The organism is Photobacterium indicum (assembly GCF_003026215.1).
Classification (GTDB): domain Bacteria; phylum Pseudomonadota; class Gammaproteobacteria; order Enterobacterales; family Vibrionaceae; genus Photobacterium; species Photobacterium indicum.
The window spans coordinates 67380-81256 of the sequence record NZ_PYOC01000005.1 but is presented as its reverse complement, the minus strand read 5'-3'; the positions used below and the strand labels follow the sequence as shown (position 1 = coordinate 81256).

Sequence of the window (13877 nt, the reverse complement as noted above, 5' to 3'; positions counted from 1 at the left end):
CGCACACTTAACACCAATAAAATGGCTGTATTACATATGAAATATCGTTTGAATAATGAAAATTCAATAATTGAAATTTTGTCTTGATATATAGTCAAACCTAGACCATACATTATTGTTAGAGAACCATTTATATTCTAAGTATGACGTTTCAATTAGGAAAGAAAGAGGGAGACATATAATGATAAATTACACGGATTTCAGTACCTCTATGGGGGACGACAGCGACATGATTGAAATGATCATAGAGCTTTATAACGAAGAACACGGTGATGATATACGTGTGATACAAAGTCAATATGCTAACCAAGACCTTGATGGCTTATTTCATACCATACATTCCCTTAGAGGCGTATTACTGACTCTTTGTGAAGAGAAAGCCACACTACAACTGGAAATCATCGAGAACTTATGTAAGCACGGTAAAAAACCTGATGTACAACTTCTGGATGAAGCCTTAGAAGAAGTGGCTAGAGTTAACCAACAAGTTCTAACGTTAACGGTATAGTAGATGGTCATTGTTTCAAGGAGGCGATGCAATGGGCATAGAAAAGCACATAAAAAAAGCGTTAGTGGAATCTAAACACAATGATGATATAGAGATAGAAAATAACCTCTATATCAAGAGCGCAATGACAACCGTGCATAAGTCGTTGCTCTTTTTGTTTGCCGCTTTTCTGTTACTCATCGTATTAGCTTCGCAAGCCCAAATTGACATAGTTGTATCATCGCGCGGTGAAATGCTGCTCGATTCAGACATCGAGCGTGTACAGCACTTAGAAGGCGGCATTCTTGACGCACTCTTAGTCAAAACAGGCGATTATGTTTATGCAGGCCAACCCATCGCACGGCTTAAATCGGTCGACCGTAATACACAACTCGAATCTGCGACGTTAGATATCGTTGGGTTAGAAATTGAAATCATCCGTTATTTAGGGCTGATTAACCAAACCCTGCCTGATTTTTCATCATTCAGAACTTATCCCGAGTTAATCACACAAAATACTGAGTCATGGCAAAAAGAATTTCAAAAAAACATCTCAAACCAAGAACTTATGAGCCTCGATATTGAGCATAAAAAACGCCTTATTGCCTCAATGAAAAACCGTATTAACAGTTCACGTAAGCAATTAGGGTTAATCAAAAAACAGCTCTCAATCAAAGAGACCCTTTATAAAGAGGAAATGGCGTCTTACATCGATGTACTCAATATGCAAGTACAAGAAACAAACATGTTACGAGAAATCGAAAACCTCAATGAAGCCATAATGAACGAGCAGTTTCAATCTGCACGACTGGAAAAACAACTTAACGACACCATAGCCAGCCGTAATGCCGAATACCAAACACAAATAAACCAACTTGAAAAAGATCTCTCGTTGAAAAAAGCGCAACTACCACAACATACCGACAAAGTTGAACGCTTAACGGTATATTCGCCTGTTGATGGCGTGGTAGACAAAGTCCATTTCAATTTTAAATCAGCGGTTATTCCTCCTAACGAAAGTATTGCTGACATTTCACCAATCAAAAACACCCTGCACGGCGAAGCAAAAATCCCAAAGAAAGACATGGGGTTTGTTGAGATTGGCCAAGAAGTGAAATTGAAGTTTGATACCTATAATTTTGCCAAATATGGGTTTGTTTCAGGCACGATTAACTCGATCAGTCGTTCATCATACGAAGAAGAAGAAAATGAATTCTATATTGCAAAAATCACGATTCAGCAAGGTTTTCTTGAAAAGTCTGGCGCAAAATACACTTTATCACCCTACATGGAGTTCACTGCCGACATTAAAACCGGTTCACGCTACGCCATTGATTACGCATTAAAACCGGTAATGAGTGCCATGGAAGACGCATTTGATGAGAGGTGAAAACTTGTGAATACATCGAAGAATACAATCACTGGGATCTCATTCGTCTTACTTGTAGGGTTTATACTCGCGCAAACTCTAGTTGGTTGGCGTTGGCTGAATAATAACGTCGATTACACCACCAGCCTGCAGTCGAATTTACTGCAAAGTTCAGCAGCATTAGTGAGTAAGACGGAAGCATTAATGCAAATAGTCATCGGTTGTGAGAATACACAATGTGTACCCAGTTCCCCCCGCATTGGTTTGCCGATTAGCGAACTACGTCAACAAATCACTAATTTTGAGCACCTTGCTTCTATTGAAAAGTCTAAAGTCAGTTTAGTAGGAAATGTGGTGCACCCGCAGCTGCAAGTATCGATTGATAAATATCTGGCTAAGGGGGATATCACTACCTTTCAACAATCGTTACTCAACAGCTATGTTGCACTACAAGCAGCTCATCAGAATCTCATCAATATTGTTGAAGCCGATTACTACAATGCGCAGCAACAACTTTTTTATCAAGCTCTTCTGATTTTCGCACTCAGTACCTGCATGGCTATTGTTCTCGTATTCATGCAAACATCTCGTAGAAAGCTGGTGAACAAGCGCAATACTCACACCCATCGAGATGTTGAACAGCTTGCCACTCAGCTTGAAAACATCGATGCCAAAGGTATTCAGGCACGGCTTAATAACCTCGAAACAACACCAACAGAAAGACGCATCTTCGCCAACCTGTCATCAATGTATCAAGATATTGAATTTCAAAAACGTAACGCCGATTTATACCGCCAACTTTATGCCCTTATTGGGTATGAAATTCGCGGTATGACAAACACTATTCAAGGTGGGGTACGCTTAATGGCACAAGATGCTGGCGAGAATGGTGCCGTAATGGCACGTGATATTACGCTGGCAACAAATACCTTATCCGACCTTGCTGATAACTATAATCGATTAATTTCTGGTGGTAATAAGGTTCAAACTGGCAATGTGTCTTTTTTACCTTTCATGTCTGAATTGATTGTGCACTTAACGGCCAAAACACAGCAATCACAACGCACCCTAGAATGCAGCTTAGGTGATAACTTACCAGAAGTAATAGAAGGTAATTCCACCAGCTTATTTTGGGTTCTATTCTTACAACTCTCTAACGCTATATCGGTACAAAATGAAAAACACATTTTACTGAGGATCCGCACTGAAGCGGCAGAAGACGTTGAGCAAACCCGTTTAATCTTTGAAATTTTATTCTTGCCAACCGATAACGTGGATCTTGCCAGAATCCAAGGTACATCATGGGATTCTGTCGAAGAGAAAAGCGGCATTAATGATGAATGGTCTAAAGCTATTTTAACCAAGGTTAGTCGATTTAAATCCTTATGGTTTCAAGCATCAGAAACACATCACGACGACTTACCAGTACAGCCTTTTCAGCAGCTGCATATTGCCATTGATATCACGCCAAAGAGTTTTTATCGCGTTGAACGTTCGCTTGAAAATAAACACATTATGATTTGTACCGATTCCCCACTACAAATCGACATCATGTCACGTATTTTAATTCAATATGGTGCAACAGTTGAGGTAATTCGCGCCGCCAATGACATCTTCCAATCATTACCTGTTATTGGCAATTACGATGCCATTATTATCACCGATGCGCTAAAAGGGATTCAGCTAAAATCTTTCTGTAAGACACTGCATTCACGCCTGAAAAAATCGGCTAAAACAAAATTATTCTTAGCAGCATCAGAATCAAGCACGGTACAAGATACCCATGCATATGTTGATCGCGTTTTCTATACCCCACTAATACCGTATGAGTTCATTCCTAACTTATCAGAAGCGCTTAAAGAAACTGAAGAAACCAATACACAAACTCAAAGCACTTTCCTGATTGTTGAAGATGATCGCGTACAGCAGTTCTTATTGAAAAAGCTACTCAGCAAACAAGGCTATGAATCCCATACCGTTAGCGATGGTGCACAAGCTGTCGAATACATGAAAGATCACAGTGCCGACATCGTCTTCATGGACTGCATTATGCCAGGTATGGGAGGGCTAGAAGCCACAAAATTAATTCGCCAGCGAGAACAGGAAAAGGATATCAACCAACCCGCCACCATTATTGGTGCAACTGCACTTACCAGTGCAACAGAACACAAGTCATGTATTGAAGCAGGGATGGACTATGTCATCAGCAAGCCGTATAAAAGTGATGAAATCATTAGAGTTATTAAAAAATACATGGCAATTAAAAAAATCTGCTAGCGTTTCAACAGCAGTGTCATGTGCTTTATTATTAGGGGGCTCACTACCTCTAACAGCCTCTGCTGCCAATTTATTGGAAGTGGTCGATATAGCCTTACAAGAAAACTTGTCACTCAACAGTGCTGAAACTGGCTTACGCTCCTCACAATATGATCTCGATATTAACCGTGGAAAATTTCTTCCTTCGTTAAATGTTTCAGCCAATACCAATTGGAATGATGGTACGACACATCAAGCATCGGGATCTAACACCGACAACAGCTATAACAACCACGGCGTTAACGTTTCCTTGTCACAAACTTTATTTAATTTGGGTGATATTTATTCACACACCAACACTCGCATTAATATTGATATCGAAACCCTAAAAACAGCACAAACGCGTCAATCCATCATCCGAGATGTATCCACAACCTATTTTGAATACTTGAAAAGTAGCGCCCAAATTCGCGCGACCCAGGCAGAGTTAAATTCTTCAATCTCACGTTTAAAATTAATAACGCGTAATGTCGAACTTGGGAATGTGGCAGGCACTGAAAAGTACGAAGTATTAGCCCAAAAAGAAGGCACTGCAAACACGCTACGCACTTTGAAAAAAGATCAAAAAGTCATACTGACTCAGCTTGAAACGATTGTTCAGCGACCTTTGAATCCCGACTATGATCTGCAATCAACAATAGAATTCACCGAAATCCCTTTAGATCGAGAGCGTCGCTTAAACGATATCTTGTATTCCTCGGGTTATGACTTACTTATCGCTCAGCAGCAAGTCAAAAAAAGCAGACAAACTCTAAAAGAAACGAGGGCCACTTTTGTACCTTCACTTACAGGCAGTATCGGTTATACCTATGATGATACCAATGATGCCTCAGCCACAATATTCCCCGAGAATGGTGTGACAGAAGAAGCTGTTTACACCCTAACGCTCGATGTGCCAATTTTAAATGGCGGTCGTGATTACTATCGCTATGAACAAAACAAAGTCGACATAGAGCGCACCGAAATTGACTTACAAGACAGTAAAGATCAAAGCCAGCGGCAGTTCGATGAATTCATCTACAACATTAATGACTATTCCGCGTCGTTAACCAGCTTTAAAACCATTATTCAAGCCAATTACGCCTCTTATAATGGCATTCAAAAAGCCCATAAATTGGGAACACGTACCATCACCGATCTCCTTTCCGCTGAAAGTAAGCTGTTTAGCAGCATCCGAGATTATGAAAGTGCCCGTTACGACTACATCATTAATTTAGTACAACTGAACGAACTGATTGGCAACTTGAATATGAATACGATAGGGAAAATAGCCGAACAAATGTCCCCCATTAGCGATAGGAAAACCGACTCCCCTATTCCGCTACATCTTTTGGTTCAATAAAAGGAGTAAACAATGAAAAGTCATTTATTTACTCGAAAGATCAATCCAATAGATAAAGTTTACTTGGTATTTTCTACTATCATGACCACGCTGCTCGGTTTGGTACTGCCTTTTTCTATTTTGATTATTTTTGACCGTATTTTACCAAATCAATCCACCAACTCGTTGATGTTGTTGTTTGCCGTTATTCTGTCAGCCATCTTTATCGACTATCAGTTAAAACGCCAAGAAGAATACTTGGTCTCTATCATTATGAAGCGGTTTGAAAGCCAGCTTACCAACAGTGTCTTTCTTGCTATTTGTGCCGCCAATATTGAACGTTTTAACCGTCTGGAAATGGGAGAATACCTCGAACGTATTTCGACGATCCCAGATATTAAACAGTTTTTCGGCGGGGAATCGATCAAAGCGCTGATCAACGGTGGTACTAGTGCTATAACCGTATTGATCATCTTTTTGATCAATATGTGGGCAGGCTTAGCCCTTATCATCGCTTCAAGCATTTTATTTGTGACTGCGCGCTTTCTTGCTCAAAAGCGAGTCGATGTTTTATCACAACGATCTGATATCGAAGGGTTAACCAATTCCAAGATCATCGAGATTGTCTCTAATCCGTTAGATATTAAAAGCCGTACCATGGAATACCGTGTAGAAAGTGTGATGGTCGAAATGATTGGCGAACGTGAAACCCAAAGCATTGAATACGAACGTCTTGAATCATCTTTTAACCTCACCTTAAACTTAATTCAGCAACTTTCCGTCGCCTTAGTCGTGGTGCTTTGCGCACGTGCTGTTATCAACCTAGAAATTAGCCAAGGGGTTATGGCTGCCGTAATTCTTCTCACCAATCGCTACTTTGCCCCTTACCAGCAAGTAATGAGAACTCTGAGCCGCTGGCGGGTAAACCAAATGCACATTGAGCGTATTTGTGAACTGCTGGAATTAGAAGCCACAGCCAATAAAGATATCCCCCTACAACCCGTGAATAGCCTTACGCTCAGCATTCAACCAATAGGTGAAGTTACGCCCTCACAAAATTTTGAACTTGCTAAAGGAAATATTCACCTCTTCACAGGCGCGAGCGGAACGGGGAAAAGTCACCTTCTGCGCTGTCTAACACGGGATACTCACGATGATACGATCACGATTCACGTCAATGAACAGCCGCTAACTGATATTGAATATGCCACATGGCGTAATGACATCATCAAAGTCGACAAAAATACCACATTAGTAGAGGGGTCGATCATCGATAACCTCACATGTTTTCGTCCACACTTGAATAATGCCGCTTTTTCTCTGTGCGAAAACTTAGCAATAAAAAACAATATAGATGGTTTGAAAAATGGCTTTTATACCCAAATATCAAGCCACACTCAGTTACCATTTTCACGTCAGGTATTATTCGCATTATTGGTTGTTCGAGCCTTACTCAGTAGTAAACCAGTATTAATGATTGATGATATCGACATGGTGTATGACGAGCAGTTTGGACGTTTATTATTATCATGTATTGCACCAAAATCTAACAACTTCATCTGCATTATCGTCAGCAACAAATTGGGGCAGCTCGACACCCGTTTGGTTAAGCATAAATTAATGAAGAAGGTGGTTGTCGCATGAGCGTATTGATCGATTTCAGCAATACTGAAGAACGACTAGGCGACTTTGGTTCCGCTAAATTCAAAGAGCGTTACCGTGACTCTCCAACCATATTAGGTATCGCTTATACTTTAGTCACGCTGCAGTGGGAAGGCACCCCCGAAATATTAACCGATGCCTTTATTCCTCAAGACAAAGACATCGACAGCTTTGCCAGTACCTTGTCACGGTTAGATTACGAATGTAAAAAACAACGCCACCCGAATATGCATCAGCTAGAGCATGCTTCTGTACCTGCTTTTATCGAATTCGATAATGTATGCACCATCTTTTTAGGTATTGAAAACGGCATGGCAAAGCTGTTCGACTACCGAAACAATGTACTGCTTGAACATGCGCTTACCAATGAAGCGTGTACGGTGTGTGAAATATCGGAATATTCGAAAATATTTCGAGAACCACCACCAGAATCCCAAGACAAATCTAACTGGATAAAATACGCGTTTTACCGTTATAACGATGAAATAAAAAGTTTAGTGCTACTGAGTTTGATCATCAATGTGCTTGGTGCTATGCAGCCATTTTTTATCATGGGAGTCTACAGCTTCGCGCTAACCTCAGGTTCTGAAACCACTCTATTCTGGCTAACAGCATTAGCGATATTTCTGGCGTTTGCTGAATATGGATTCAAACGTATTCGAATGAATATACTCGCAACATCAGGTAAAGATCTTGCTACTCATATATCCCAAAATGTCATTAGCAAACTGTTATGGCTACCCTATTCGATGACATCATCAGCAGGGGTATCATCGCAATTAGCCCGTTTGAAAGACATCGACCAGCTGCGAAAATTGGTGACAGCAGAATCAACACTCAGCTACTTTGATATGCCGTTTGTTATCATCTTCATTTTGGCAATTACCATCATTTCTGGATCTGCCGCGCTTACCGTATTAGCCGGCATTGCTTTGATGTTAGTGTTCTGCGTGTATTCTCGCTATATCTACACCCAAGCAACAGCTAAAAGTTCACGCGCCAATGCCATGGTGTCTTATCAATGGAATGAGCTATTACGCAGCATTAATACCATTCAGGGGTTACCGTTACTGCGTGTTATCCGTTCACGTTTTCATGCTGCACATAACCAGAGTTTGGATGATGCCAAAGGCGTTTCAATAACCAACGGTAAAATCCAATCCATGGGGCAAGGGTTAATTCAAGCCATTGGTACAGCGAGTATCATCACAGCCGTCTTAGGCGTAATGGCGGGGGAAACAGAAGCAGGAGCAATGCTTGCCATCATCATCTTAGTTTGGAAAGCACTAGGACCTATAATGGGCATCTACAACTCCATTACCAAGTTCAAAACCATTAAGGCTGCTAGCACACAGATTAACGCATTAATGTCGCTAAATGACGACCGTTACCATTTAGAAAAGAGCCCGCCAATTCGACATTTTAAAGGGAACATCGACGTTAATAGTCTTACTCATCGCTACCAAGGCGCACCGAATGGATTAACTAACCTTGCCTTTAACGTACAAGCTGGTGACAAAGTCTCGATATCAGGTATTTCAGGTTCAGGAAAAACGACTCTTCTCAGTATTTTGGCTGGATTGGAAGATCGCTATCAAGGCGGTGTTTTATTGGATGGTTACAATATTAAGCAGTTCAATAATTTCCGCTACCGTAAAGCCATTAACTACATTCCCTTTGAATTGCACATTTTTGAAGGAACGCTGGAATCTAATTTCATCATCCATGACGGTGTAATTGCGAAACATCAGATGGAAGAAATTATCGACTTCTTTGACTTACACCCATGGTTACCCGACGGGCTAGATACACACATGTCTTCAGATTATGTCGAGCAATTACCTAATGGCGTGCAGCAATCATTGCGGATGGCACTTGGCCTCGGTTGCTGTGATCAAGGGGTCATTGTTATTGATGAGCCTTTTGTGGGCTGCGAAAAAGAATACGTGAAATACATTAATAAGCTATTTACTGAGAAACTGGCAGAAGCGACGGTCATTTTCACGACTAACGATAAGTCTTATATTGCAGCCTCAAATAACTGTTTATTACTCGATCATGATGGTGCACAAAAATACTTTGGCTTCCCTGACAAAGTAATTCAGACGATTAAGAATTAAGGTAAATAGAATATAGGCAAGAACGAGGCAAAAATTGAAGTACTTTGTGTATGAAAAAGGGGAGCTAGGATATACATCAACTCCCCTTTTGCTTCACGCTTTAGCGTCTACCTTTCGGTATTGCATGGCTTTGTGGCTTATCTTGACCATTCTGCTTGTTCTTGAAGTTCTTACGTCTTGCTGCAATTTTCGTTTCAGGCACGTAATTCAAAATAGAAACAGGCACTTCTTTTTGAGGAACAAAGCCTTCAATTTCTTTACGAACAATCAAATGACCTAGACGAGTTTCAATCGCACATAAGTGTCTGAAATCATCACGTGATACAAACGAAATCGCCTCACCCGCTGCGCCAGCACGACCTGTACGACCAATACGGTGAACGTAATCATCAGCTTGATCAGGCAAATCGTAGTTAATAACACGTGTAAGATCATCAATATCGATACCACGAGCAGCAATACCTGTCGCAACCAATAAACCAAGTTCACCCGATTTAAAATCATTCAATAGTTTTTCACGCACAGCCTGGCTTCTGCCACCGTGAATAGCCTCAGCTGCGATACCACGCTTTTCAAGCTGACTAACTAATTTAGCGGCACCATGCTTTGTTTGAATGAAAATAAGAGCTTGCTTCCACTCATTTTCTTTAATCATATGGCTCAACAATGCTGATTTCTTATCTTTATCAACAGTGATCAACCATTGGTCAATTTTGGGTGTTGTTGTGTTTTCAGGTGAAACCGATATCTCAACTGGACGCTCAACGGCCGTTTTTGCTAAAACACGTACTTGATCAGACAATGTTGCTGAAAACAGTAGGTTTTGTCTTTCTTTTGGCAAACGTTCAAGGATTTTATTGATGTCTTCGATAAAGCCCATGTCGAGCATTCTATCGGCTTCATCCAGAACCAATACTTCTAACTCATCAAAATGTAACGCTCGTTGAGTGTACATATCAAGAAGTCGTCCTGGTGTTGCAACCAGAATATCGACACCGTCAATCAGACGTTGCTTTTGATCTTTATAGTCAACACCACCGTACATCGCTAACGAAGTCAGCGATAGGTGCTTGCTATATTGAGTAATGTTCGCGTCAACCTGCACTGCTAATTCGCGAGTAGGGACAAGAATAAGGGCACGAATACGCTTTGCACGTATTGGCGGCATATCACTGAATTTTTCTAATAAAGGCAGTACAAAACTAGCCGTTTTACCTGTACCCGTCTGTGCGGCTGCAATCAGGTTTTTACCCGTCAAGATGACCGGAATCGCCTTCTCTTGAATCGGCGTAGGGGTCTCGTAGCCTAATTCGGCTACTGCTTTTAAAATCGGGTCGCTTAATCCAAGGTTGGAGAATGACATTTGACGTCTCAGGTATATGAAAAATAAACAAACTGTTAGGCTAGGTGCACTTACAGCAGAACTTGGATCACATTATACATGAACCAAGAGTAACAGGCATACCCTCATGTGTTTTGCTTACCTTATATCGTCATATCTTGTTTATTAGGGAAGAACTGTACTTTAGGCGAGGTAAATCCCAGACGTAAAAAAACCGCTAACAAAGTAGCGGCTTCTTTGAATATGGTGGAGTGTTCTAGGTTAGGTGGATTTGGAACAAATCCCTCTAACCACATTCGCTAAACGCAAAAAGGGCGCTGATAAATCAGCGCCCTTTTCTAAATGTGGCGGAGAGATAGGGATTTGAACCCTAGAAGGGCTATAAACCCTTGCCGGTTTTCAAGACCGGTGCTTTCGACCACTCAGCCATCTCTCCAACGCGGTGAATAATACGTATAACCACAGTAGCTGTAAACCCCTAAATAGCCGATTGATTGTGAATTGAGCAATCACAATAAAAAAACCAATCAACTGCTTTAAAAACAATCAGTTCAAGCAATTTAATTGCTTATATAAGCTTAGAATATGCGATTAAAACCGGTTGCATAATGGATGAATAAGCGAGAAAGAAAACTTGATCTGGAACCGTGTTTTTTACTGAGCGTGAACAATCGAAGATACGCCCAAAAGCACATTAGAAATAGTAAATTTTAGTGTTATTTTCACAAATACGAATTAGATCACAAACTCAATATTATAGACTTAACGCATGCATTTTCATTTGGTACACATATGTTGAATCCAACGCAGGGTTTCTTTCGGAGGTAATTGTGTCTATCAATTCTATCGACCACACAGAGATATCAGATGTATCTTCTAAGTGGGATTACAAAGATGAAACAGCTTCAAATCTTGCCTCAACAAAGAAGCAGCAAGCTGAAGCAAGAAGACGTATCGAAGCATTAAAAGATATTCGAGAGAGCGGTTTAAGTATTAAAGAAGCTAGAGAACTAGGGCTTCTCCATTAAATCACTTCCATCCCCTATCTCATTCAATCATGAACTAGAGCGTCAATACGGCGCTTTGGTTATGTTAATGACTTTTAACCCATAGTTTTGAAAAATCACACCAACCAACATTGTTCACCCGTATACCTTGAATTTTTAGTGGTGCGGTTAATTTAAAACTTTCTTGCCTTATCATCGTCAAGATTCGATCATCTGATAACCAAGTCAGTATCGACCGTAATACACCTTCAGCTTGCTGTTTGTCTTGTGTCGCTTGTGCCTGATGAAGTAATACCAATAATTTTTGATATAGCGGCTGTGATAAAATTTGTGACCATAAACTGTAGGTATAAAAAAATGCCAATAAACTGGTCAAGCTACAACCCTCAATTCGAATTCCCCCTAAACTAATATCAGCCTCTTTTTGTTGTTCACCAAAAGACACACAAGTAGATGTAACATGTTGATGGTTAGCTAATGCTTGATCCAGTAATTGAGCATAGTAGCGACACTCATTATTATCATCGTAGCTGAAAGTAATTGGGTAATGAATCTCGCCGAGAATAAGCCGCTTTTCTTGAAGAACATCGATAATAGCCTTGCTAACTATTCTATCTCTCAACTGTGGCTTTTTAATCATCATATAAAAGTAACCAACATCGTTACATGTCGTTATATAAGTTTGCTCGGGCTGATCCAAAAAGAATGAACCTTCACTACACAATTTATCTTTCGCCCAGTCAGGATGTATCCATAATTCAATATTCTCAATTAGGGCACATTTCCCAGAATAATTGTTGTTTCTTTTTAATCGAAATAATCGAGATGACGCGATATCAATCATAAAAGAACCAGACCCAACAGGTGCTTCAGGATTGATTATGAGCCGACCATACTGGCTTGGCATTATCGATGCCTCAGAACGCCCCAATAATGCAGCAAGGTGCCAATCAGGCCTTGATAGAGAAATTCGAATAGATTCCGGTGACAGCACATCAATGCTTTCAATATGCTCGTATAAGGATCGCCAATAGGGATTATTAATTAACACCTGTAAACTAAGAACAATATCTTCAACTTTCATTGGCGTTTGATCTTGGTATTGCACTCCAGACTGCAAATAGAATGTCCAATTTGTTCCCTCTTCATCACTTTCCCAATGGTGGGCAAGCGATGGCTTTATTTCACCAAAATCATCTTCTGTTAAACGCTGAAAAACATGCAATATTAAATGCCGTTCCGTTCTATCAAAAGCATAATGTGGGTGCAGTGTTTTTATTTCTCGATGAAAAGGAATACGAATAGCTTGGCTGTCATATTGGGTCGATGAAATCAGGTATTTTTTAAGTTCAGACGATACATGCCGATCATTAAACCCTGCAAGTTTAAATACAGACTCATGCTTTCCCGCTTCTAGGGCATCCTCCATCAGTTGATAACAGGCATTAATGGGTTCTTGATTACACACTAATAATGAACGCTTCCCTCGCCCAGGTTCTGGTTGCCACACTAGCCATTCTAGTGCCGACATTTGTTGCAACAAGGTACGCGCATGTCGGGAAGTGCATCCTAACGCAGTAGCAACATCAGCGAGTGTGGTTTCTGATTCACCTGGTCCAAAGTATTTAAATAACAGCTCATAGGTTTCTAGCTTCTTTTTATTATTCATTTTTCTCTCTATGTAGTCGCTCTAACTCTGCCAGAGATAGTGGTGCTCGCTGAATGTCATAAATTTGGTCAAGACGAGCCATTCTTTCTTCTAACGACATGTGAACGATTTTTGCGAGCAAACCGCTTTGTACTTCATCACACGCTGTTGCTTTAAAAAATACCGCTAAATGATGTCTCAACATAATAGTTACTTACCTCTTCAGAACAATGAGGTAACTGTAACGGTAGCTGATATAAGGAAACAGAGAACAAATTTTCCAACTGTTCCTCTTTTAGCCTAAACACGTTGGCGACACACATTAAAGCCATCGCCGTATTCTCTTATAAATCTCAACGTACTTTTTACTTAACCGTACCACTAGAACCACGACACCTATGCGCAATTCATAGATAAAGCCAATTGAATTAATAAGCATAGTCGTCTTTTTTTTCTGAGCGCAAGCCTGTAGATTACAGCTACATACCTGAGTTATACCATTCTGGATAAGTAAATAGTCAAATACTTGTTTAACTTGGTATTACCTTCATTGGCTAAATGTAGAGCCTATGAAGGCAACGTAGGTAAAAATAATTCTAAAAAGT

10 protein-coding genes and 1 tRNA gene are annotated in these 13877 nt (G+C 40.4%); 7 read left to right on the top strand and 4 right to left on the bottom strand.

Annotated features, from left to right (window positions below; all coding sequences use genetic code 11):
- The first annotated feature begins 181 nt into the window (after positions 1-181).
- Genes C9J47_RS14925 through C9J47_RS14900 form a run of 6 tightly spaced genes read left to right on the top strand, consistent with a single transcriptional unit; the run spans position 182 to position 9275 of the window.
- A complete protein-coding gene (locus C9J47_RS14925; protein ID WP_107254230.1) occupies positions 182-508 on the top strand; it encodes an Hpt domain-containing protein in 327 nt (108 codons plus the stop codon).
- 31 nt (positions 509-539) lie between these two features.
- The gene (locus C9J47_RS14920) at positions 540-1877 is read left to right on the top strand and encodes an HlyD family type I secretion periplasmic adaptor subunit (RefSeq protein WP_107254229.1); all 1338 of its coding nucleotides are present in this window, start codon (positions 540-542) and stop codon (positions 1875-1877) included.
- A 6-nt stretch (positions 1878-1883) separates the two neighbouring features.
- Entirely contained in the window at positions 1884-4133 is a 2250-nt protein-coding gene (locus C9J47_RS14915) for an ATP-binding response regulator (protein ID WP_107254228.1), read from the top strand.
- Positions 4054-5514 carry a TolC family protein gene (locus C9J47_RS14910; RefSeq protein WP_107254227.1) on the top strand — a complete coding sequence of 487 codons (1461 nt, stop codon included), beginning with the start codon at positions 4054-4056 and terminating at the stop codon, positions 5512-5514. The genes C9J47_RS14915 and C9J47_RS14910 overlap by 80 nt, the downstream gene beginning before the upstream one ends.
- Before the next feature lie 12 nt (positions 5515-5526).
- Entirely contained in the window at positions 5527-7137 is a 1611-nt protein-coding gene (locus C9J47_RS14905) for an ATP-binding cassette domain-containing protein (RefSeq protein WP_107254226.1), read from the top strand.
- Entirely contained in the window at positions 7134-9275 is a 2142-nt protein-coding gene (locus C9J47_RS14900) for an ATP-binding cassette domain-containing protein (RefSeq protein ID WP_107254225.1), read from the top strand. The genes C9J47_RS14905 and C9J47_RS14900 overlap by 4 nt, the downstream gene beginning before the upstream one ends.
- 100 nt (positions 9276-9375) lie before the next feature.
- Here C9J47_RS14900 and C9J47_RS14895 read toward each other — a convergent pair whose 3' ends face one another.
- Together C9J47_RS14895 and C9J47_RS14890 are read right to left on the bottom strand one after the other, a co-directional pair.
- Positions 9376-10638: a DEAD/DEAH box helicase gene (locus C9J47_RS14895; protein ID WP_107254224.1), complete on the bottom strand. Its 1263-nt coding sequence runs from the start codon at positions 10636-10638 to the stop codon at positions 9376-9378.
- A 324-nt stretch (positions 10639-10962) separates the two neighbouring features.
- Positions 10963-11053 (bottom strand) — tRNA-Ser (locus C9J47_RS14890).
- A gap of 394 nt (positions 11054-11447) precedes the next feature.
- Between C9J47_RS14890 and C9J47_RS14885 the strand changes: the two genes are divergently transcribed.
- Positions 11448-11645: a hypothetical protein gene (locus tag C9J47_RS14885; protein WP_107254223.1), complete on the top strand. Its 198-nt coding sequence runs from the start codon at positions 11448-11450 to the stop codon at positions 11643-11645.
- 64 nt (positions 11646-11709) lie between these two features.
- On the opposite strand, the gene C9J47_RS14880 is transcribed toward C9J47_RS14885, so the two are convergent.
- Complete coding sequence (locus C9J47_RS14880; protein ID WP_107254222.1) at positions 11710-13293, bottom strand: SgrR family transcriptional regulator; 1584 nt, start codon at positions 13291-13293, stop codon at positions 11710-11712.
- Positions 13286-13477, bottom strand: coding sequence for a hypothetical protein (locus C9J47_RS14875; protein WP_107254221.1), 192 nt, complete (start codon positions 13475-13477; stop codon positions 13286-13288). Before C9J47_RS14875 ends, C9J47_RS14880 begins: the two co-directional genes overlap by 8 nt.
- Positions 13478-13877 lie beyond the last annotated feature (400 nt).